17 protein-coding genes are annotated in these 22,089 nt (G+C 62.2%); 11 read left to right on the forward strand and 6 right to left on the reverse strand.

What is annotated here, in order from left to right; genetic code table 11:
* The first annotated feature begins 19 nt into the window (after window positions 1-19).
* The 4 genes from FS665_RS11480 to FS665_RS11495 all read left to right on the forward strand — a co-directional run bounded on the left by FS665_RS11480 (window position 20) and on the right by FS665_RS11495 (window position 6,266).
* Window positions 20-1,639: an FMN-binding glutamate synthase family protein gene (locus tag FS665_RS11480; RefSeq protein WP_145187881.1), complete on the forward strand. Its 1,620-nt coding sequence runs from the start codon at window positions 20-22 to the stop codon at window positions 1,637-1,639.
* Window positions 1,640-1,747: 108 nt separating this feature from the next.
* A complete protein-coding gene (locus FS665_RS11485) occupies window positions 1,748-4,885 on the forward strand; it encodes a transglycosylase domain-containing protein (protein ID WP_145187884.1) in 3,138 nt (1,045 codons plus the stop codon).
* An 84-nt stretch (window positions 4,886-4,969) separates the two neighbouring features.
* Window positions 4,970-5,515 carry a PadR family transcriptional regulator gene (locus FS665_RS11490; protein WP_145187887.1) on the forward strand — a complete coding sequence of 182 codons (546 nt, stop codon included), beginning with the start codon at window positions 4,970-4,972 and terminating at the stop codon, window positions 5,513-5,515.
* The gene (locus tag FS665_RS11495) at window positions 5,508-6,266 is read left to right on the forward strand and encodes a siderophore-interacting protein (RefSeq protein WP_145187890.1); all 759 of its coding nucleotides are present in this window, start codon (window positions 5,508-5,510) and stop codon (window positions 6,264-6,266) included. Before FS665_RS11490 ends, FS665_RS11495 begins: the two co-directional genes overlap by 8 nt.
* Before the next feature lie 6 nt (window positions 6,267-6,272).
* Here the strand turns inward: FS665_RS11495 and FS665_RS11500 are convergent, their stop codons facing one another.
* Both FS665_RS11500 and FS665_RS11505 read right to left on the reverse strand, forming a co-directional pair.
* Complete coding sequence (locus FS665_RS11500) at window positions 6,273-6,899, reverse strand: Pr6Pr family membrane protein (protein ID WP_145187893.1); 627 nt, start codon at window positions 6,897-6,899, stop codon at window positions 6,273-6,275.
* A 1-nt stretch (window position 6,900) separates the two neighbouring features.
* A complete protein-coding gene (locus FS665_RS11505) occupies window positions 6,901-7,122 on the reverse strand; it encodes a VF530 family DNA-binding protein (RefSeq protein WP_145187896.1) in 222 nt (73 codons plus the stop codon).
* 165 nt (window positions 7,123-7,287) lie between these two features.
* Between FS665_RS11505 and FS665_RS11510 the strand changes: the two genes are divergently transcribed.
* From FS665_RS11510 to FS665_RS11530, 5 genes are all read left to right on the forward strand, one after another.
* Window positions 7,288-9,339 (forward strand): TonB-dependent receptor, encoded by a 2,052-nt coding sequence (locus FS665_RS11510; RefSeq protein WP_145187899.1) that lies wholly within the window; start codon window positions 7,288-7,290, stop codon window positions 9,337-9,339.
* Window positions 9,340-9,570: 231 nt separating this feature from the next.
* Window positions 9,571-10,914 (forward strand): carbohydrate porin, encoded by a 1,344-nt coding sequence (locus FS665_RS11515; protein WP_256675089.1) that lies wholly within the window; start codon window positions 9,571-9,573, stop codon window positions 10,912-10,914.
* Between the two features lie 42 nt (window positions 10,915-10,956).
* Entirely contained in the window at window positions 10,957-13,368 is a 2,412-nt protein-coding gene (locus FS665_RS11520) for a glucose/quinate/shikimate family membrane-bound PQQ-dependent dehydrogenase (protein WP_145187902.1), read from the forward strand.
* A gap of 137 nt (window positions 13,369-13,505) precedes the next feature.
* Window positions 13,506-15,926 (forward strand): endopeptidase La, encoded by a 2,421-nt coding sequence (gene lon, locus FS665_RS11525; RefSeq protein ID WP_145187905.1) that lies wholly within the window; start codon window positions 13,506-13,508, stop codon window positions 15,924-15,926.
* Between the two features lie 106 nt (window positions 15,927-16,032).
* Window positions 16,033-16,425 carry a protease inhibitor I42 family protein gene (locus tag FS665_RS11530; RefSeq protein ID WP_145187908.1) on the forward strand — a complete coding sequence of 131 codons (393 nt, stop codon included), beginning with the start codon at window positions 16,033-16,035 and terminating at the stop codon, window positions 16,423-16,425.
* A 7-nt stretch (window positions 16,426-16,432) separates the two neighbouring features.
* Here the strand turns inward: FS665_RS11530 and FS665_RS11535 are convergent, their stop codons facing one another.
* The gene (locus tag FS665_RS11535) at window positions 16,433-17,353 is read right to left on the reverse strand and encodes an alpha-xenorhabdolysin family binary toxin subunit B (RefSeq protein ID WP_145187912.1); all 921 of its coding nucleotides are present in this window, start codon (window positions 17,351-17,353) and stop codon (window positions 16,433-16,435) included.
* Window positions 17,354-17,370: 17 nt separating this feature from the next.
* Window positions 17,371-18,555 (reverse strand): alpha-xenorhabdolysin family binary toxin subunit A, encoded by a 1,185-nt coding sequence (locus FS665_RS11540; RefSeq protein WP_145187915.1) that lies wholly within the window; start codon window positions 18,553-18,555, stop codon window positions 17,371-17,373.
* Between the two features lie 256 nt (window positions 18,556-18,811).
* Here FS665_RS11540 and cmoA point away from each other — a divergent pair, with 256 nt between their 5' ends.
* Both cmoA and cmoB read left to right on the forward strand, forming a co-directional pair.
* On the forward strand, window positions 18,812-19,555 hold the full coding sequence (gene cmoA / locus FS665_RS11545) for a carboxy-S-adenosyl-L-methionine synthase CmoA (RefSeq protein WP_145187918.1): 744 nt from the start codon (window positions 18,812-18,814) through the stop codon (window positions 19,553-19,555).
* Entirely contained in the window at window positions 19,552-20,508 is a 957-nt protein-coding gene (cmoB, locus tag FS665_RS11550; protein WP_145187921.1) for a tRNA 5-methoxyuridine(34)/uridine 5-oxyacetic acid(34) synthase CmoB, read from the forward strand. The genes cmoA and cmoB overlap by 4 nt, the downstream gene beginning before the upstream one ends.
* Window positions 20,509-20,570: 62 nt before the next feature.
* Here the strand turns inward: cmoB and pdxJ are convergent, their stop codons facing one another.
* Together pdxJ and recO are read right to left on the reverse strand one after the other, a co-directional pair.
* Window positions 20,571-21,293: a pyridoxine 5'-phosphate synthase gene (gene pdxJ, locus FS665_RS11555; protein WP_371921263.1), complete on the reverse strand. Its 723-nt coding sequence runs from the start codon at window positions 21,291-21,293 to the stop codon at window positions 20,571-20,573.
* A gap of 61 nt (window positions 21,294-21,354) precedes the next feature.
* Window positions 21,355-22,038: a DNA repair protein RecO gene (gene recO / locus FS665_RS11560; protein WP_145187928.1), complete on the reverse strand. Its 684-nt coding sequence runs from the start codon at window positions 22,036-22,038 to the stop codon at window positions 21,355-21,357.
* Window positions 22,039-22,089: the final 51 nt, after the last annotated feature.

A 22,089-nucleotide genomic window follows, 5' to 3' on the forward strand; every position in this document is an offset into this window, starting at 1 on the left:
GCCATTGCAAGGAATCTGTATGAGCCTGTCACTTCTCAGCCGTTACGCCTGCTTCGCAGCCTGTGTTCTGTTCACCCTGGCAAGCCTGCCGTTCGTGCAGCATGAATGGCTCTGGCCATTCACCCTGACCACGGCGATCCTCAGCCTGATCGGTCTGGTCGACCTGCTGCAACAGCGCCACGCGGTACGCCGCAATTACCCGATTCTGGGCAATATCCGCTACCTGGTCGAAGCCATCCGCCCGGAAATCCGCCAGTATCTGCTCGAAGCCGACAGCGATGCCCTGCCCTTCTCGCGAGCGCAGCGCTCGCTGGTCTACGCCCGGGCCAAGAACGAAGTATCGGACAAACCCTTTGGCACCTTGATCGATGTGTACCAATCGGGCTTCGAGTTCATCGGTCACTCCATGCGCCCGGCCCCGCTGGCTGATCCCGCGAGCTTTCGCATCACCATCGGCGGTCCGCAGTGCAGCCAGCCGTATTCGGCATCGATCTTCAACATCTCGGCCATGAGCTTCGGCTCGCTCAGCGCCAACGCCATTCGCGCCCTCAACAAAGGCGCCAAGCTGGGCAATTTCCACCATGACACCGGCGAGGGCAGCATCAGCCCTTACCACCGGGAACATGGCGGCGACCTGGTCTGGGAGCTGGGCAGCGGCTACTTCGGCTGCCGCACCGCCGACGGACGCTTCGACCCCGAGCGCTTCGCCAGCCAGGCGCGCAGCCCGCAAGTGCGCATGATCGAGATCAAGATGAGCCAGGGCGCCAAGCCTGGCCACGGCGGCATCCTGCCCAAGCACAAGGTCAGCGAGGAGATCGCCGAAACCCGTGGCGTGCCGATGGGCGAAGACTGTATTTCACCCTCGCGGCACAGCGCCTTTTCCACCCCGCTCGAACTGATGCAGTTCATCGCTCAGCTGCGCGAGCTGTCTGGGGGCAAGCCGGTGGGCTTCAAGTTGTGCCTGGGTCACCCGTGGGAGTTCATGGGCATCGCCAAGGCCATGCTGGAAACCGGCATTGTGCCGGACTTCATCGTCGTCGACGGCAAGGAAGGCGGCACCGGTGCCGCGCCCGTGGAGTTCACCGACCATATCGGCGTGCCAATGCGCGAAGGTTTGTTGTTCGTGCACAACACCTTGGTCGGCCTGAACCTGCGCGACAAGATCAAGCTCGGTGCCAGCGGCAAGATCGTCAGTGCGTTCGACATCGCCAGCGTGCTGGCGATCGGCGCCGACTGGGCCAACTCGGCGCGCGGGTTCATGTTCGCGGTCGGCTGCATCCAGTCGCAGAGCTGCCACACCAACAAATGCCCGACCGGCGTGGCGACCCAGGACCCGCTGCGCCAGCGCGCGCTGGTGGTGCCCGACAAAGCCCAGAGGGTACGCAACTTCCATCACAATACCTTGCGCGCCCTGGCCGAGATGCTCGCCGCCGCAGGCCTGGAACACCCGGCGCAGCTGGAGGCCAAGCACCTGGTGCGGCGGGTGTCGGCCACCGAGATCAAGTTGTTCTCGCAGATGCACGTGTTCCTCAAGCCCGGCGAGCTGCTGACCGGCGAGGTGGACGGCGAATTCTACTCGCGCATGTGGCAGCTGGCCCGGGCCGACAGCTTCGAGCCGCACAGCGAAGCGGCCGCCTGAGGCTGTCCGGGGCCACGGCAGTGGCCTTTCGACAAATTTTTCACCTCGGCCCGTCAACGTCTAAGCTTCACGCAAGCAGGACGAAAATATTTGGCCGGATAGAAGATTATGGGCGCACTGTGGCAATCGGAACCACCCAGAACGCAAGCACCTGAATCAGCGCAGGCCACTCCACCACAACCGCCTTCCCCGCGTAAACGCAGGTTGTGGTGGCGGCTGATCGTGTTGATCCTGTTGCTGGCCCTGATCGCCATCGGCATTGCCGCTTATGACGAGTTTCGCAGCTCCGAGCTGCAATCGCGCGAGTTCAGCAAACTGGCGGCGACCCTGACCTACTCGCTGCAACCCGGTCCCAGCGACGCCATCGTCTATCCAGGTGAAGGCCCGTTCGACAAGCGCCTGGGTTACAGCGCGCTGGGCGAATTCCTGCCACGCCTGCTCAAGCGCGATTATCTGATCAGCGAGCAGGTGCAGTTCTCCCCAGCCTTGATGCGCTATGTCGATCATGGCCTGTTCGCGCCCTACATCGAGAAGATCCAGGCCGGGCTGGCGATCACCGATTGCCGCGGCGACATGCTCTATCAGTACAACTATCCCCAGCACCTGTACCCGAACTTCGCGTCGATTCCGCCGGTGATCGTCAACAGCCTGCTGTTCATCGAAAACCGCGACCTGCTCGACACCCAGGACGTGAAGAACAACCCGGCCGTGGACTGGCCGCGCTTCGCCAAGGCTGCCTATAGCCAGGTCGCCAAGTACCTGGCCCTGCCAGGGCAGTCGGCAGGTGGCAGTACCCTGGCGACCCAGCTGGAAAAATACCGCCATTCGCCGGACGGGCTGACGGTCAGCGGTGGCGAAAAGATCCGCCAGATGATCTCGGCGAGCGTTCGGGCCTACCAGGGCGGCCCGGATACTACCCAAGCGCGCCAGCGCATCGTGCGTGATTACCTCAACAGCGTGCCGTTGTCGGCGGTGCCTGGGCATGGTGAAGTGCATGGCATGGCCGAGGGGCTGCGGGTGTGGTACGGCGCCGACTTCGATGAGGTCAATAAGGTCCTGACCTCGACCGCCAGTGATCCGCAGAGCACGGCCGCACGCGGTCTGGCCTTGCGCGAGGTGCTGTCGTTGATGATTGCCCAGCGCCGGCCGTCCCACTATCTGTCCAAAGGCCGCGTGGAGCTGGCCGAGCTGACCGACGCGCACATCCGCGTGCTGGCCGCGAGCAAGGTCATCGAGCAGCCGCTGGCCGACGCCGCGCTGGCCAGCAAGGCGGTGTACCGTGACTGGGTAGCGCAGCCGACCATCGTGCCGATCGTCACCAACAAGGGCATCAGCCTGGCGCGCAATCGCCTGGCGGCGATGCTCAACCGTCCCCTCTACGACCTCGACCGCCTGGACCTATCGGCGACCAGCACGCTGCAGGCCGACCTGCAGTTGCAAGTCAGCCAGTACCTGAAGAACCTCGCTGACCCCGAATTCGCCGCGCAGATCGGCCTGATCGGTGAACGCCTGCTGACCGCCAAGACCACCGACCAGGTGAGCTACAGCTTCACCCTGTTCGAACGCACCGCCGACGGCTCGCGCGTCCGGGTGCAGACCGACAGCACCAACCAGCCTTTCGACATCAACGAGGGCAGCAAGCTGGAGCTGGGCTCCACGGCCAAGCTGCGGGTGCTCACCACCTACCTGGAGATCATTGCCGAGCTGCACGACAGATACGCGGGCAAACCGGTGGCCGAGTTGAAAAAAGTCGATGTGGCCGAGCTCGATCGCATCAGCCAGTGGTCGCTGGAGTGGCTGGCGCAGAACAGCAGGAACCAGAACCTTGACGCCATGCTCGATGCGGCGCTGGAGCGCAAGTACTCGGCCAATACCGGCGAGGCCTTCTTCACCGGCGGCGGCATGCATGTGTTCAACAACTTCCGCAAGGAAGACAACGGCCGCAATCCTACTTTGAAGGATGCCCTGCGCGAATCGATCAACCTGCCCTTCATTCGCCTGATGCGCGACCTGGTGCGTTATGTGACCTACCAGCAGCCCTACAACCGCGTACCGCTGCTCAAGGATGATTCGGACCCGCGACGCCAGGAATACCTGGCGCGCTTTGCCGACAAGGAAGGCACCAGTTACCTGATGCGCTTCTGGAAGAAGTACCAGCGCAAGACTTCCCAGCAACGCCTGGACACCTTCCTCGACAGCATGCGCGCCACGCCCCAGCGCCTGGCTGCAGTGCACCGCTATCTGTTCCCCGAGGCCGGCCAGGAAACCTTCAATGCCTTCGTGCGTGCCCACAGCAAGGATGACCGCGCGGCTTTGAGCAAGCTCAACGACGGCAAGCTGGCGCAGATGTACGAGGCCTATGGGCCGGGCAAGTATGACCTGCCCGATCAAGGGTACATCGCCAAGGTGCATCCACTGGACCTGTGGCTGCTCGGCTACCTGCTGAAAAACCCAAGCTCCACCTTGAGCGAAATGGTCAACGCCAGCCGCTTCGAGCGCCAGGAAGTCTACAGCTGGCTGTTCAAGAGCCGTCATCAAGGCGCTCGCGACAGCCGTATCCGGACCATGGTGGAAATCGAGGCCTTCCTCGACATTCACCAGCGCTGGAAACGTGTGGGTTATCCGTTCGACCACCTGGTGCCGTCGCTGGCCACCGCCATCGGCAGCTCGGGTGACCGCCCGGCAGCGCTGTCGGAGCTGGTAGGCATCATTCAGAACGACGGCGTGCGCCTGCCGACGCTGCGCATCGACACATTGCATTTCGCCGCCGCCACTCCCTATGAGACCAAACTGATCAGCGACCCGGACCGAGGCGTGCGGATTCTGCCGGTCGAAGTGGCGCGGGCGCTCAAGGGGGCAATGTCGCAAGTGGTCGATGCCGGCACGGCACGGCGCATTTCCGGCAGTTTCAAGCTCGATGACGGCACACCTCTGGTGATGGGCGGCAAAACCGGCACCGGCGACAACCGCATAGAGAGTTTTGGCGCGGGTGGCCGGTTGATCGGCTCACGCTCGCTCAATCGGACTGCCACGTTCGTGTTCTTCCTCGGCGACAACCACTTCGGCACCCTCACCGCCTTTGTGCCGGGGCGCTCGGCCGAAGCCTTCAAATTCACCTCGGCCCTGCCAGTGCAGGTGCTCAAGGGCATGGCGCCGATCCTCATGCCTTATTTGCAGCCGGGCAACCCGAATGAATGCAAAGCGCCGCAAGTGGCCATGCAGGGCAGCGACACATCTAAAACGTAGATGATAATCATCGGCATTTGCCGGGTTGTGTTTAGATATATCTTGAGTAATATCTTGCGATATATCTGAACACAGGACCTGCACATGCGTGAGCACCCCACCCATGACCCGTTCGAGCGTCGCCCCGGCCGCGGCGAGCGCGGGCCACGCGTATTCGCCCCAGGCGACCTCAAGCTGTTGCTGCTGTCGATGCTCGCCGAGCAACCCGGCCATGGCTATGACTTGATCCGGCAGATCGAGAACCTGTTCGACGCCAGTTACACGCCAAGCCCTGGGGTGATCTACCCCACGCTGAATTTTCTCGAAGAAGCCGAGTTGATCAGCGGCCAGGTGCAGGGCAGCAAGCGCCTGTACACCATCACCGCTGCCGGGCGCAGTGCCCTTGTCGATCAGGCGGTGGCGCTGGAGGGCGTGCGCATGCGCATTGAAGTCAGCAAGCGCGCCCTGCGTGGGCACGACCGTCCGCCGCAAATCCATGAAGCGGTGGGCAACCTGCGCCACGCCCTGCACATGCACAGCGGACGCTGGACCCCCGAAGAAATCGAGCGCGTGCGCAGCCTGCTCAACGACACCGCCAAGGCCATCGCCTGCGCGCCGGCCGATCCCGTCAAGGAGAACCCCCATGAGTGACTCCATCCATCGCGTCAACCATGAAATCCGCCAGCGCCGTCTGCAGGTGCTGCGGGTCACCGACCTCACCCCGCGCATGCGCCGCATCACCTTGGGCGGCCCTGAGCTGCAGGGTTTCACCAGCCTGGGGAGCGATGATCACATCAAGCTGCTGTTTGCCGAATCCGCCGAGCAACAGCAGGCCATCGACGCCCGCAATCTGGGCCGTGATGGCGCAGTTCGGCCGACCATGCGCGAATACACACCGCGCCGGATCGACCTGGATGCCAATGAACTGGACATCGACTTCGTGCTGCACGGCGACGGCCCTGCCTCGACCTGGGCGGCTCAGGCTGCGCCTGGCCAGACGCTGAACATCGCAGGTCCGCGGGCCTCGCTGGTGGTGCCGGATATCTTCGACAGCTACTTGCTGATCGGTGACGAGACGGCCATCCCCGCCATTGGCCGGCGCTTGCAAGCGCTGGCCGCTGGGCGTCGTGTGCTGGCGCTGATCCAGATCGAAAATGACCTGGAACGCCAACCGTTGCCAAGCGCCGCCGAGGTCGAAGTGATCTGGATACCCCGCAGTGAAGACCTGCTGGCACGGTTGCGCAGCCTGGAACTACCAGCAGGCAAGCTGTACAGCTGGGTAGCGCTGGAAAAATCCTTGACCCGCCAGGCCAAGGCCTTGCTGCTCGACAAGGGCGTAGCCGAAGATGCCCTCAAGGCCGCCGCCTACTGGCGCGCAGAAGGCAGTGCAGACGACGAGTGACCTGGCCTATCGGTGGCCACGCCACCGATCCAGCCCCAGCAGCACCAGCGCGATGGCCCAGAACCCCGCCAGTACGCCCAGGGCGTTGAGCAACACCTGCCCGTAGCCCAAGCTGGCCACATCGATGAACGGGTAGGCATAGACGCCGATTTCACTGCCACGCCACAGCGCATAGACGAAATACACCGCCGGGTACAGCGCCCACAGCGCCAGATGGCGCCAGCGCAGGCTGCCCTTGGGCACTTCGCGCCACCAATACAGGGTGAACAAGGCAGGCATGACATCGTGCAGCAGCTCATCGGCCAGCCACTGCCAGCCTTCGGGATGCCACAGGTGGCGCAGCAGCACGCTGTAGGCCAGGGCCACCAGAATGATGCTGGCAGCGATCGCCGAGCTGACCACAGGCGAGAGAAAGAAGCGCTTGGCGGCTGACTCACGGCCGAACGCGGCATAGCTCAGCACCGTGGTCACCAGGGTGTTGGTCAGTACCGTGAAGTAACCGAAGACGTTGATCAGCCCGCCGATCAGGCTGGCCTGCTCTTGCCAGCGGTCCAGCAGCACCAGATAGACCTGGATCGCCAGGGCGAACCAGCCGAGCAACGCCATCGCCGTCAGCCAGGGACGTTTAGGCACGTCAGGCCTGGCGCTGCAGCTTGATGTACAGCTGCTCGACCTTCTCCCGCGCCCAGGGCGTCTTGCGCAAGAACGTCAGGCTCGACTTGATGCTCGGATTGCTCTTGAAGCAGCGCACGTCCACGCGTTCGGCCAACCCCTGCCATTGGTAGTGCGCCACCAGTTCAGTGAGGATCTGTTCGAGGGTCTTGCCGTGCAGCGCGTTGTGGTGGGCCGTGCTCATGCCAGTGCTCCGTGGGAAAGATGCGCACCTTACACCAGTGTAGTGATGGGTGGGGCGCGCGTTGCGCGCTGAAAAACCGCTGGCAGGGGCAAAACCTTCTGTGCTGAAATAGTTATGTTATATTGTAACAACATAAAAGCATCTGCCAAGGAACGCCTCATCCCCATGCTGCACATACCGCTTCGCCTCTCCCCTCTCGCTGCTGCGCTGTGGCTGGCCTCCCTGCCGAGCCACGCCGTGGAACTGCAACCTCAAGTGATCACTGCCAACCCCCTGGGCAACGCTCAACTGGCAACCCCCAGCACCGTGCTCGAAGGCGACGACCTGCTGCAACAGCAGCACGCCAGTCTCGGTGAAACCTTGAACAAGCAACCTGGCGTCGCCTCTACCTGGTTCGGCCCAGGCGCCAGCCGGCCAGTGATCCGTGGCCTGGACGGCGACCGGATTCGCATCCTGCGCAACGGAGTCGGCGCCCTCGACGCTTCGGCGCTATCCTACGACCACGCCGTGCCGCTGGATCCGGTCAGCGTCGAGCGCGTCGAGATCGTCCGCGGCCCTGCGGCGCTGCTGTACGGCGGCAGTGCGATTGGCGGCGTGGTCAACACGTTTGACAACCGCATTCCCGACGCGCCGATCGACGGCATCCACGGCGCGGGCGAACTGCGTTACGGTGGCGCCGACACCACGCGCAGCAGCGCCGGCAAGTTGGAAGCCGGCGACGGCACCTTCGCCTTGCACCTGGATGCCAACAGCCGCCAGTTCAACGACTTGCGCATCCCCGGCTACGCCCTTAGCAGCAAAGTGCGCGACGCCGACGCCGCGGGCAGCCGCCACCGCCTGGAAAACAGCGACGGTCGCCAGGATGGCGGCGCGCTCGGCGGCTCCTACAACTGGGAGCATGGCTATGCGGGCTTGTCCTACAGCCGCTATGACAGCAACTACGGCTCGGTCGCTGAATCCGGCGTGCGCCTGGACATGAAGCAGGACCACTACGCGTTTGCGTCGGAACTGCGCGATCTGGACGGCCCGTTCAGTTCGGTCAAGCTCGATGCCGGCTACACCGACTACCAACATAGCGAGATTGAACAAGGCGAGGTGCACACCACCTTCAAGAACAAGGGCTATGAGGCCCGCATCGAGGCACGTCACCAGCCGCTCGGGCCGCTGCAAGGCGTGGTCGGGGCGCAGGTCAGCCGCAACCAATTCTCCGCCTTGGGTGAAGAAGCCTTCGTCCCGCACACCGATACCGATAGCCTGGCGCTGTTCATGCTCGAACAATGGCAGGCGACCGAGCGTCTGGATCTGAGCCTGGGGGCGCGGCTGGAGCACACCCGGGTCGAGCCCGATGCCAAGGGCAACGAGACCTTCGCCGGTGCCGACGGCAGCAGCAGCTTCAACGCCTTCAGCCTGTCCTCAGGTGCGGTGTATCAGCTCGATCCGGTGTGGTCGCTGGCCGCCAACCTGGCGTACACCGAGCGAGCGCCGACTTTCTATGAGCTTTACGCCAATGGCGCTCACGTGGCCACCGGGGCCTATGAGGTCGGCGACGCCAGCCTGAACAAGGAAAAAGCCATTTCCACCGACCTGGCGCTGCGCTTCGACAATGGCACGCACAAGGGCAGTGTCGGGGTGTTCTACAGTCACTTTCGCAACTACATAGGCTTGATCGGCACCGGCAATCTGCGCGAAGGGCACGATCATGATCATGATGACGATGAGCACGACCACGATCACGAGCATGACGAGGGCGGCTTCCCCGAGTATCAATACCAAGGCGTGCGTGCGCGCTTCTACGGTATAGAGGCGCAGGATCGCTGGCAGTTGGTGCAAAATCGCTACGGCAGTTTCGCGTTGGAGCTCTCTGGCGACTACACCCGGGCGAAGAACCTCGACAATGGCCAACCGCTGCCGCGCATTGCCCCACTGCGCTTGAACAGCGGCCTGGTCTGGGAGCTGGAGCGCTGGCAGGCGCGGGTCGACGTGCAGCACGCGGCTGGGCAGCACCGCACCCCGGCCAACGAAACCAGCACCGACGGCTATACCACCCTGGGTGCCAGCGTCGGCTATCGCTTCGATGTCGGCCAAAGCCAGTGGCTGGCATTCGTGCGCGGTGAAAATCTCACCGACCAGACCGTGCGCTATGCCAGTTCCATCCTGCGCGACATCGCACCGGCACCAGGGCGCAGCGTCGAAGTCGGCTTGCGCACTACGTTCTAAGCGCCACGAGGCCCGCGGGCAACGCACTCGCTGCCCGCGAGACTACTGTTGCCGCAACGGTAACAATCCCCTGCGACAAATTGTCTTTTTTTCCACGCGCTTCCCCTATATCCTCCCCGCCCCTTGGCTGAATCGCTTCACCCAGCCACTTCCCCGTTATTCGATGCATCGATGGTCACGCTCATTGGTGCGTTCGCCGTTTTCTCGATTATTAAAAGACAGCGCTACCTCATGCCACTGCCTTACATTCGTTACACCCACCTTGCAGCCACTACCCTGGCCGTTTCACTGTGCGCCGCAGCCAATGCCAGCGAGCCATTCGCCCAGGATTCCCCATGGATGTTCGGCGACTGGGGCGGTAGCCGCAGTGAGTTGCTCGAACAAGGTTACGACTTCACCTTTGGCTACACCGGCGAGATGGGCAGCAACCTGCACGGCGGTTATGACCACGAGCGTACCGCGCGCTACAGCGATCAGTTCAGCTTCACCAGCCACTTGGACCTGCAGAAGATCCTCGGTTGGCACGACAGCGAATTTCAGCTCACCGTGACCGAACGGCACGGCGACAATATCAGCAACGACCGCATCAATGACCCACGCGTCGGTGGCTTCACCTCGGCACAGGAAGTCTGGGGCCGGGGCGAAACCTGGCGACTGACGCAACTGTGGATCAAGCAAAAGTATTTCGACGGCGCCTTGGACGTGAAATTCGGCCGCTTTGGCGAAGGTGAAGACTTCAACAGCTTCCCGTGCGACTTCCAGAACCTGGCGTTCTGCGGCTCTCAGGTGGGCAACTGGGTGGGCGGCATCTGGTACAACTGGCCGGTCAGCCAATGGGCGCTGCGGGTGCGCTACAACCTCAGCCCAGCGTTGTACGCCCAGGTCGGGGTGTACGAGCAGAACCCGTCGAACCTGCAATCGGGCAACGGTTTCAAGCTCAGCGGCAGCGGCACCCAGGGCGCGGTCATGCCGATCGAACTGGTGTGGGCGCCACGCATCCAAGGTCTGAAGGGGGAATATCGCGCCGGCTACTACTACAGTAGTGCCAACGCCCAGGATGTTCTCAACGACCGCAACGGCCAGCCGGCCGCCCTCAGTGGCGCCGCCTACCGCAGCAGTTCGAGCAAGCACGGCATGTGGCTTGGCGCCCAGCAGCAAGTGACCTCGCTGGCATCGGACCAGTCACGTGGCCTGAGCGTGTTCGCCAACGCCACGGTGCACGACAAGAAAACCAATGTCATCGACAACTACGTTCAGGCTGGACTGGTTTACAAAGGCCTTCTCGACGCCCGCGCCAAGGACGACATCGGCTTTGCCGTCGCCCGCGTGCACGCCAACCCGGCCTACCGCAAGAATGCGCGCCTGGCCAACCAGGCGGCAGGCTTGGACGACTACGACAATCCTGGCTACTTGCCGGTGCAAGACACCGAGTACAGCGCCGAACTCTATTACGGCATTCATCTGGCCGACTGGCTCACGGTGCGCCCGAACCTGCAATACATCCGCCATCCAGGCGGGGTGTCGCAGGTCGACAGCGCGCTGGTCGGCGGTCTCAAGATTCAAAGCACGTTCTAACCCTTCGCACACTGACAACCTTCACACAACGGAGAACCTAAGATGAGCACTGAAAGTGCCAAACAAGGACGCCGCTGGCTACCGCGCCTGATGGGCGTGCTGCTGTTGCTGATGGGCCTGGCCCTGCTGGCGGGCGGCATCAAACTGAGCCAGGTCGGCGGCTCGCTGTATTACCTGATTGCCGGCATCGGCTTCGCCGTTTCTGGCGCCCTGCTGCTGGCACAACGCCGCCTGGCCCTGGGCCTGTATGGCCTGGTGCTGCTGGGTAGCACGGTGTGGGCTTTGCTGGAAGTCGGCCTTGACTGGTGGCAACTGGTGCCGCGCCTGGCCATCTGGTTCGCGATCGGTGTGGTATTGCTGCTGCCTTGGACGCGTCGTCCGTTGATCGGCCCCGGCGCCAAAGCCAATACCGCACTGCTGAGCGTCGCGGTGCTGGCGTCGGGCGCCTGCGCCCTGGCCAGCCAGTTCACCCACCCCGGTGAAGTGTTCGGCGAGCTGGGCCGTGACAACAGTGAGATGGGCAGCGCCGCGCCGGCCATGCCCGATGGCGACTGGCAGGCCTATGGACGCACCGAGCACGGTGATCGCTACTCGCCGCTGCGCCAGATCACCGCGCAGAATGCCTATCGCCTGGAAGAGGCCTGGCGCATTCGCACCGGCGACCTGCCCACCGACAACGATCCGGTGGAACTGACCAACGAAAATACCCCGCTCAAAGCCAACGGCATGCTCTATGCGTGCACCGCGCACAGCAAGGTATTGGCCCTGGATCCGGATACCGGTGCCGAAATCTGGCGTTACGACCCGCAGATCAAGACGCCGGTTGGCACCTTCAAGGGCTTTGCCCACATGACCTGCCGCGGCGTTTCGTACTACGACGAAAACAGCTATGTCAGCCGCGACGGCAGCCCGGCACCGAAGGTCTCCGACGCCGGCCAGGCGGTAGCACAGGCATGCCCACGCCGCCTGTACCTGCCGACCGCCGACGCGCGCCTGATCGCCATCAATGCCGACAACGGCAAGGTTTGCGAAGGCTTCGCCAATCAGGGCGCGATCGACCTGACGACCGGTATCGGCCCGTTCACCGCGGGTGGCTACTACTCCACCTCGCCGGTGGCGGTAACGCGCAGCCTGGTGATCATCGGCGGCCATGTCACCGATAACGAGTCGACCAACGAGCCCTCGGGCGTCATCCGCGCCTACGACGTGCACGATGGTCGCCTGGTGTGGAACTGGGACAGCGACAATCCCGACGACACCCAGCCGCTGGCACCCGGCAAGCTGTACAGCCGCAACTCGGCGAACATGTGGTCGCTGGCCAGCGTCGATGAAGACCTGGGTATGGTCTACCTGCCGCTGGGCAACCAGACGCCAGACCAGTGGGGCGCCGATCGTACCCCGGGTGCTGAAAAATACAGCGCTGGTGTCGTCGCTCTGGACCTGGCTACCGGCAAGGCGCGCTGGAACTACCAGTTCACTCACCATGACCTGTGGGACATGGATGTCGGCAGCCAGCCGACCTTGGTTCACCTGAAGACTCAAGACGGCGTAAAGCCTGCGATCATCGTGCCGACCAAACAGGGCAGCCTGTACGTGCTCGACCGCCGCGACGGCACCCCGATCGTACCGATCCGCGAGATTCCGGTGCCGCAAGGTGCGGTCAAAGGCGACCACACCGCGCCGACCCAGGCGCGTTCGGACCTCAACCTGCTCGGCCCTGAACTGACCGAACAGGCCATGTGGGGCGCTACGCCGTTCGACCAGATGCTGTGCCGCATCCAGTTCCGCGAGCTGCGCTACGAAGGCCAGTACACGCCACCGTCCGAGCAAGGCAGCCTGATCTATCCGGGTAACGTGGGCGTGTTCAACTGGGGCAGCGTGTCGGTCGACCCGGTACGCCAGCTGCTGTTCACCTCGCCGAACTACATGGCCTTCGTGTCGAAGATGGTGCCCCGTGAGCAAGTCGCGGCCGGGAGCAAGCGCGAGAGCGAAACCAGCGGCGTGCAGCCCAACACCGGCGCACCCTACGCGGTCACCATGCATCCGTTCATGTCGCCCCTGGGCGTGCCATGCCAGGCGCCGGCCTGGGGCTACGTCGCGGCGATCGATCTGTTCACCAACAAGGTGGTCTGGAAGCGCAAGAACGGCACCACCCGTGACAGCACCCCGATCCCGATCGGCATGCCGGTCGGCGTACCGAGCATGGGCGGCTCGATCGTCACCGCTGGCGGCGTCGGCTTCCTCAGCGGCACCTTGGACCAGTACCTGCGTGCCTATGACGTGAACGACGGCAAGGAGCTGTGGAAAGCGCGCCTGCCAGCAGGCGGCCAAGCCACTCCGATGACCTACACCGGCAAGGATGGCAAGCAATACGTGCTGATCGTGGCCGGCGGCCATGGCTCGCTCGGCACCACCATGGGCGATTACATCATCGCTTACAAACTTCGGGACTAAGCGGCGGGCTGCAAGCGGCGGGCTGCAAGCAAAAGCGGATGCGCTTCTGTCTTGCAGCTTCAAGCTTGCAGCTTGAAGCTTGAAACCCCTGCCGCTCTGCCCCATCTAAGCACCATAGTCATTGACGCAGGTGCCCCATGAGCGACCAGCAGGATTTGCCGGACCAACCCGACGAACACAGCGCAGTAGAACCACCCGACACCCAGGCCCTTCCCGGCCATGCCCTTGCCCTGCCCGGCCAGCAGCTGCCGGACAAGGTCTATGTGATCCCGATTCACAACCGCCCCTTCTTCCCTGCGCAAGTGCTGCCGGTGATCGTCAATGAAGAGCCCTGGGCCGAAACGCTCGACCTGGTGGCCAAGACCGACCATCACTCGCTGGCGCTGTTCTTCATGGACACCCCGCCCGAAGACCATCGGCATTTCGATACCTCTGCGTTGCCTGAGTACGGCACGCTGGTCAAGGTGCACCACGCCAGCCGCGAAAACGGCAAGCTGCAATTTGTCGCCCAGGGCCTGACCCGCGTGCGTATCCGCACCTGGCTCAAGCACCACCGGCCGCCCTACCTGGTCGAGGTCGAGTATCCGCGCCAACCTGCCGAGCCGACCGACGAGGTCAAGGCCTACGGCATGGCGTTGATCAACGCGATCAAGGAGCTGCTGCCGCTCAACCCGCTGTACAGCGAAGAACTCAAGAACTACCTCAATCGCTTCAGCCCCAACGACCCCTCGCCACTCACCGATTTCGCCGCCGCGCTGACCTCCGCCACGGGCAACCAGCTACAGGAGGTGCTCGATTGCGTGCCCATGCTCAAACGCATGGAGAAAGTCCTGCCCATGCTGCGCAAGGAAGTCGAGGTGGCACGCCTGCAGAACGAGATCTCCGCCGAGGTCAACCGGCAGATCGGCGAGCACCAGCGCGAGTTCTTCCTCAAGGAGCAGCTCAAGGTCATCCAGCAGGAGCTGGGCCTGACCAAGGACGACCGCAGCGCCGATCTGGAACAGTTCGAGCAGCGCCTGGCGGACAAGACCCTGCCCGAGCAGGCGCGCAAACGCATCGACGAAGAGATGGGCAAGCTGGCCATCCTCGAGACCGGATCCCCCGAATACGCGGTGACCCGCAACTACCTGGACTGGGCCACTGCCCTGCCCTGGGGCGTGTACGGCAAGGACAAGCTCGACCTCAAGCATGCACGCAAGATTCTCGACCAGCACCATGCCGGCCTGGACGACATCAAGGAACGCATCCTCGAATTCCTCGCCGTGGGCGCCTGGAAAGGCGAAATCAGCGGCTCGATCGTGCTGCTGGTGGGCCCGCCTGGCGTGGGCAAGACCAGCATCGGCAAATCCATCGCCGAGTCCCTGGGCAGACCGTTCTACCGTTTCAGCGTCGGCGGCATGCGCGATGAGGCGGAGATCAAGGGCCATCGCCGCACCTACATCGGTGCCCAGCCGGGCAAGTTGGTGCAGGCCCTGAAGGACGTCGAGGTGATGAATCCGGTGATCATGCTCGACGAAATCGACAAGATGGGCCAGAGCTACCAGGGCGATCCGGCGTCGGCGCTGCTGGAAACCCTCGATCCGGAACAGAACGTCGACTTCCTCGATCACTACCTGGACTTGCGCCTGGACCTGTCCAAGGTGCTGTTCGTGTGCACGGCCAACACGCTGGACTCGATCCCAGGCCCCTTGCTCGACCGGATGGAAGTGATTCGCCTCTCCGGCTACATCACCGAAGAAAAACTGGCCATCGCCAAACGCCACCTGTGGCCCAAGCAACTGGCCAAGGCTGGCGTCGCCAAGACCAGCCTGAGCATCAGCGACACCGCGCTGCGCCTGGTGATCGAGGGCTACGCCCGTGAAGCCGGCGTACGCCAGCTGGAAAAACAGCTAGGCAAACTGGTGCGCAAGGCGGTGGTCAAGTTGATCGACAACCCTGACGCCAAGCTCAAGATCGGCAACAAAGACCTGGAAACCGCCCTGGGCATGCCGGTGTTTCGCAGTGAGCAGGTGCTGGCGGGCAAGGGCGTCATCACCGGCTTGGCCTGGACCAGCATGGGCGGTGCGACCCTGCCGATCGAGGCCACGCGTATCCACACCCTTAACCGCGGCTTCAAGCTCACCGGCAAGCTCGGTGACGTGATGAAAGAATCTGCGGAAATCGCCTACAGCTACGTGAGTTCTAACCTCACGCAATTCGGCGGGGATCCGACGTTCTTCGACGAAGCTTTCATCCACCTGCACGTACCCGAAGGCGCCACGCCCAAGGACGGCCCGAGTGCCGGTATCACCATGGCCAGCGCCCTGCTGTCGCTGGCCCGTGACCAAGCGCCGAAAAAAGGCGTGGCCATGACCGGCGAACTGACCTTGACTGGCCAGGTTCTCCCCATTGGCGGCGTGCGTGAGAAGGTGATTGCGGCGCGTCGGCAGAAGATCTTCGAGCTGATTCTGCCAGAGCCCAATCGCGGCGATTTCGAGGAACTGCCAGAGTACCTGCGTGAGGGCCTGACAGTGCATTTCGCCAAGCGCTTCGCTGACGTGGCCAAGGTATTGTTCTGACCTGCACCGGCCTTTCGCGGGATTGCCCGCGAAGAGGCCGTACTGACAACACAAATCCCACTGATCATCGGTTATTCTCAGGCCATCGCCAGCCTTCGGAGCCACCATGACCGCCCCTCGTCTGCTCGTTCCCCTGAGCCTCGCACTGCTCGCCGCCTGCGCCCAGCAACCAAAACAAACCGTCGAACTGGACGCCGAAAGCGAATGCCCCCAGCGCCTACAGATCGGCCAAAGCCTTGGCTTGACCCTGCCGAGCAACCCCTCCACCGGCTACCGCTGGCGGGTACAGAACCCTGCTTCGAACGTATTGCGCAGCCTCGGCCCCGAGGTCTACAGTGACCCCGAAGACGCAGGTATCGTTGGCAGCTCGGGCCTCTCGACCTGGCGCTTCAAGGCCCAAGCTGCCGGTGAGGGACACCTTGTGCTGGTCTATCAGCAACCGTGGGCACCAGAAGTCCGCCCTGTGCAGACGTTCGACTGCGCCATCAGGGTAAATTGAACACCGGTCAGACCGCTTCGAAACCCCGGCGCAAGGCAAGTAGGTAATCCCTCGCTTGCCTCAATGCAGACTCGAGTGCCGGTTGAGTCGTAGCATTCAACGCACGCTCATGAACTTGCCAGGCATCCATGAACTTGTTTGCTTGCGCCATCCAAGGTATACGGCTCTCGAGCAACCTCCTGACACTCTCGAACTGGTCGGATGTCAGCTCTGCCTTATCAAGCTGCTGTCGAAGTTGATTCAACGTTCTTTCCTGCTTGGTCCGAGCGTCCCTGATCTGCTTTATGGCCGCTACGACATCGGCGAACCGACGTCCATTTTCCAGCAGGTCCAGGTGCTTGTTGAGCTTGCTCAAAGCCGCCTTAATCAACTCCGGATTTAGGGTCGGATCTTTGAGCGTCTTCAGCACCCCATCTATATCGCCCTCCTCGGGTATAGTGCTGCGCAAGGCCTTGCGTACAGAAGGCTGATCGAGCGTCTTCAGTAGCTCATTCGCCTCTTCCAGCTTTGCCGTATTCTCGGCGACCAGTATCTCGACCTCGGCAATGTTGGCGCGCAGCTTGGCGACACCGGACTCATGCTCTTTTTGCAGCGCTAGACTATCCGGTGAGCGATAGTCGCACACGTCCCCTATCGCCTTGGTAATCTCACTGACTTCTGCATTCAGGTCCTGGCGGACACGGAGTAACTCCTCCTCATCCAATTGAGGCAAGGAGTCTTTGAGGTCAAGGTTCAGACCAACCAGGCTAGCCAATGCTTTTTCCCGAAGGGCATCATTACCGGCCACAACCAAGTTAACCAGATCCAGCAAACGCTCGCGCAGAGACGGAAGTATGTCAGTTGAGTCATTGTAGTAAAGCTCGCTCATCCGTGCCTCGATCTGCAGCATCACTTTTACATCAGGCAGTTCATCCATTTGTATGTCCATGGCAGAAAACTCCTTAATCATCCCCGCAGGGCCTCATTGAAAAGTTCAGAAATTTTTTTGGTAATGCCCAGAATGTCCCCCCAAGGGGAGATAACCCGCTCAAAGCGATTGACGAATCGCTTGAGCTCTAGCTGGGTGGATACGCTCTCCACGTTCTTGAGCGAGCTCTTTGCATAGGCCCCCAACAGCACCCAGACATCTTCCAGGTTTTTGGTTGCTGTGCAGACTTCCACCAACCTGAATTGCATATCTTTCAAAGCACTCTTGATGCTTTCAAATTGCATGACACTGCCGTCCAGCAGCACATCCTTTTCAGCTGTCAGCTGGGCTTGCCTATCGAGCAGCAGGTTTTTTTCTGCCCGAACGGTTTCAGCTTGAGCACCATAGATTCCGCCAGTCACCGCGAGCCCAATAGGCCCGAAGACCAAGCCATAGAACGAGGCACCGACAAGCCCGTTGTACTCGACAAGTTTCTGCTGAATAGCTTCATCCAGCTGGGCAAGCTCCATTTCTAAAGCTTGCAGTGTCTCAGCCGCATCGTGATTTTGGAATTTGGCGAACAGACTTCTACCCATAGGATCCAAATTTTTGGAAATCGCATCACCAAATCTATCGATGAGCTTTTTGACATGCCGAATGTTTTCCAGCTTATCGGATATTTCTTCGGTCATGTTCTGCAGGAAGGTTTCCACACTCTCCCTGAATGTTCGCGTTTCGCTGTCACCCAGCTTGAGCATCTCCAGTGCAAAGGACTCCTCAGGTGACGAATCCCAGGAGTCAAGGGCCTTGACGGTTGTTAGAAAGTTGGCGCCATCCTTGATCAGGCTTTCAGCAAAAACCTGCAGATCAGCCCCCAGGCTTTTGCACGAATCTTCGACATCATCCCAGGAATCTACGTGTCGGCGGAGATTATCAAAAAACACATTGATATCGCCTGGTTTAAAGCCAAGCACATACAAGGACTCCATTTTTTCAACTTCGGCAGGTAGGGGCAGCTGCCGGACTGCCGACGCGTAACGTTTGATCGTCCTGAGATTGTCCCGACTAAAAATAAATGCAGGCTCTCCCTTCTTCAGGTCAAAAATCTGACGCGGCACCAGGACTGCCCGCTCTTCTTCAGTGAGCTGATCAAATGGTTTGCCTTCTTGTAAAGGTGTACTGTCCTTCGATAAAGGTATATTTCCCACAGGGCTATTACTCACACGAAACCTCCACGCTGGCTATAGTCACTCGAATCAGAACTCAAATCGCTCGAACAAAGTAGCGCTGGGAGCGGATAACAAAAGTCAGGATAAAGTCGTTAACTTGCCGGAAAAGCCGGCGCTTGTAGACGGACCGAGGTGTACCGGAACCCTCGCCCCCCCACGCGGCCATCTGTCACTTCGGTTTGATAAATAGGCAGCCACAGCCACTTTTAGCTAGAATATTGCCCCCTCATCACCCACGCTTGAGCCTGCCGTGAGCCATTCCCCCGACCGCCTTTTCTCTCAACCCTTGGAACTAGTCTCCGACTTCGCCTTCAACGAAGACGTGGTGCGTGTGTTTCCAGACATGATCAAGCGCTCGGTGCCGGGTTACCCGACCATCGTCGAAAACCTTGGCGTGCTCGCGGCCCGCTTCGCCCAGCCGAACACCGCGCTGTATGACTTGGGCGCGTCCCTCGGCGCAGTCACTCAGGCCTTGCGCCGCCATGTGCGCAGCGAGGGTTGCCGGGTGATCGCGGTGGACAATTCGGCCGCCATGGTCGAACGCTGCCGCCAGTACCTCACCGCCCAGGACTCGATGTTCCAGGAGTTGCTGCCGGTCGAGGTGCTCGAGGCCGATATCCTCAGCCTGGCGCTGCAGCCGGCCTCGGTGGTGGCGATGAATTTCACCCTGCAATTCATCGCCCCCGAACAACGCCTGGCCCTGCTCACGCAGATTCGCCAGGCCCTGCTGCCGGGCGGCGCGTTGATTCTCTCGGAAAAACTGCGCTTCGCCGACGCCGATGAACATGCCCTGCTCAACGACTTGCACCTGGATTTCAAACGGGCCAATGGCTACAGCGAACTGGAAATCGCCCAGAAGCGCAGCGCCATCGAAAACGTGATGAAGCCCGACACCCTGCACGCCCACCAGGAGCGCCTCTACGCGGCCGGCTTCAGCAAGGTGGTGCCGTGGTTCCAATGCCTCAACTTTGCCTCGCTGATAGCCCTGCCATGATCGATCTGTCCCCACTGGTGCGGCGTCTTGCCGGCACGCCCCTGGCTAACTGGTCGCAAGGCCTGCAAGCTCAACTCGACAACAAGCTGGAAAAAGGCCACGGCGATCTCGACCGCTGGCGTGGTGCGCTGCAGGCGCTGCCGGCCCTCACGCCCAGCGAGATAGACCTGGTCAACGGCCTGCGCCTGGATTGCCGGTGCGACGACGCCAGCCGCGTGCAGATGCGTCAGGCACTGATGGGCCTGTCGCCCTGGCGCAAGGGCCCGTTCGACCTGTTCGGGGTCCACGTCGACACCGAATGGCGCTCGGACTGGAAATGGTCGCGGGTCAGCCCGCACCTGGATCTGCGCGGCAAGCGCGTGCTCGACGTCGGCTGTGGCAATGGCTATTACCAATGGCGCATGCTCGGCGCCGGTGCCGACCTGGTAGTCGGCGTCGATCCCAACTGGCTGTTCTTCTGCCAGTTCCAGGCCGTGCAGAAATACCTGCCCGAGCTGCCCGCCTGGCACTTGCCCTTCGCCCTGGAGGAGCTGCCAGCGGGCCTGGAGGGCTTCGACACGGTGTTTTCCATGGGCGTGTTCTATCACCGCCGCTCGCCGATCGAACACTTGCTGGCGCTCAAGGATTGCCTGGTCAAGGGCGGCGAACTGGTGCTGGAGACACTGGTGATCGAAGGTGACGAAAACCAGGTGCTGGTGCCTGAAGACCGTTATGCGCAGATGCGCAATGTCTGGTACTTGCCCTCGGTGCCGGCGTTGTCACGTTGGCTGCGCCGCGCAGGCTTCAGCGATGTGCGCTGCGTGGATGTCAGCGTCACCAGTGTCGACGAGCAACGCAGCACCGAGTGGATGCGTTACCAGTCGTTGAGCGACTTCCTCGACCCTGACGATCACAGTAAAACGATCGAGGGGCTGCCTGCCCCACTGCGCGCCACGCTCGTTGCCCGCAAATAGCCGCAAGCCCAGATCGCAACTGGCCCGCACCCGCTTCCGGCGCGGGCCAGTTCGCAGTGCAATCAGCGCGCTGCCGCGACGATCAGCGCCTTCATCTCCGCTACCGCCGCCTTGAAGCCGACGAACAGCGCATGCGCGACCAGCGCATGGCCGATGTTCAGTTCGTTGATACCCTTGATCGCGGCCACTGCCTCGACGTTGTGATAATGCAGGCCATGGCCGGCATTGACGATCAGCCCCTGGCCGATGCCACATGCCACGCCTTCCTTGATGCGTTGCAGCTCTTCGGCGAGCTCGGTCGGTGTCTGGGCATCGGCATAACGCCCGGTGTGCAGCTCGATGGCCGGCGCACCGACGCGCTGCGCCGCTTCGATCTGGCGCTGGTCGGCATCGATGAACAGCGACACTTCGGCACCGGTGCGCGCCAAGCGCTCGACTGCCGCCTTGATACGTGCCTCCTGCCCCGCCACATCCAGGCCGCCCTCGGTGGTCAGCTCCTGACGGGTTTCCGGGACCAGGCAGATGTGCGCCGGGCGAATCTTCTCGGCGAAGGCCATCATCTCTTCGGTGACGCCCATCTCGAAGTTCATGCGGGTCTGCAGCACGTCCTTGAGCAGCAGCACGTCGCGCTCCTGAATATGCCGGCGGTCTTCGCGCAGGTGCACGGTGATACCGTCGGCGCCTGCTTCCTCGGCATCCAGCGCAGCCTTGACCGGGTCCGGGTAGCGGGTGCCGCGGGCCTGACGCAGGGTTGCCACGTGGTCGATGTTGACGCCTAGGAGCATGCGGTTGCTGTGAGTCACGAAGGGCTCTCCTGAAGATTGAGCCACACAGCATACGACGTGCTCAGCGCTTGCGAAACAGTTCCCGGCTGACCAGCGGTCGCGGCCCCAGGTGTACAGCCAATGCTTGGCGCATCAGGCGCTTGGCCGCCAGCAAGGTGCCCGGCGCCTCCCAGTTCGCCTCGGCCAATGCCAGCAACTCGGTACCGTTGAACAGGCCCGGCTGCAGCAAGTGCACGCGCTCGAGCCCGGCATCGACCTGCAGCCGGTACAAGCCATCGGCGGCGATCGGCTCGTCGTTGACGTCCAGGGTCAAGGAGAAGGTGTAGCCAAGGTCCTGCAGCAGTCGCCACTCGAATGCGCGCAGCAGCGGCTCCAGCGGCCTGCCAGCCGCCAGGGCCTGCAAGGTCAGGGCGTAGTGCTCGAACAACTCGGGCTGCGGGGCTTCCCCAGGCAGCAGGCGCATCAGCAGCTCGTTGAGGTACAGCCCGCTGAACAACGCATCGCCAATGAGCCAGGCGGCAATACCGACCGTGTCCAGACGCCTGACGTTCTTCAGCTCGCCCTTGCCATGCAACTCGACCTCAAGCGGCACGAACGGTCGCACCAGGCTGCCGCCCTTGCCGCGCGCACGGCGTAGCACCGCGCGCACGCGCCCCTGTGGGGTGAGGAAGTCCACCAGGGCGCTGGTTTCCTTGTAGGCCCGGGTGTGCAGGACGTAGGCTGGCTGGCCGACAGGTTGTTCCATGAAAAGATCACTCGCCCCGGGGTTGCACTGGCCGCGCCTACCGGGGGCTGG

This window comes from Pseudomonas sp. URMO17WK12:I11 (genome assembly GCF_007677725.1).
Taxonomy (GTDB): Bacteria; Pseudomonadota; Gammaproteobacteria; order Pseudomonadales; family Pseudomonadaceae; genus Aquipseudomonas.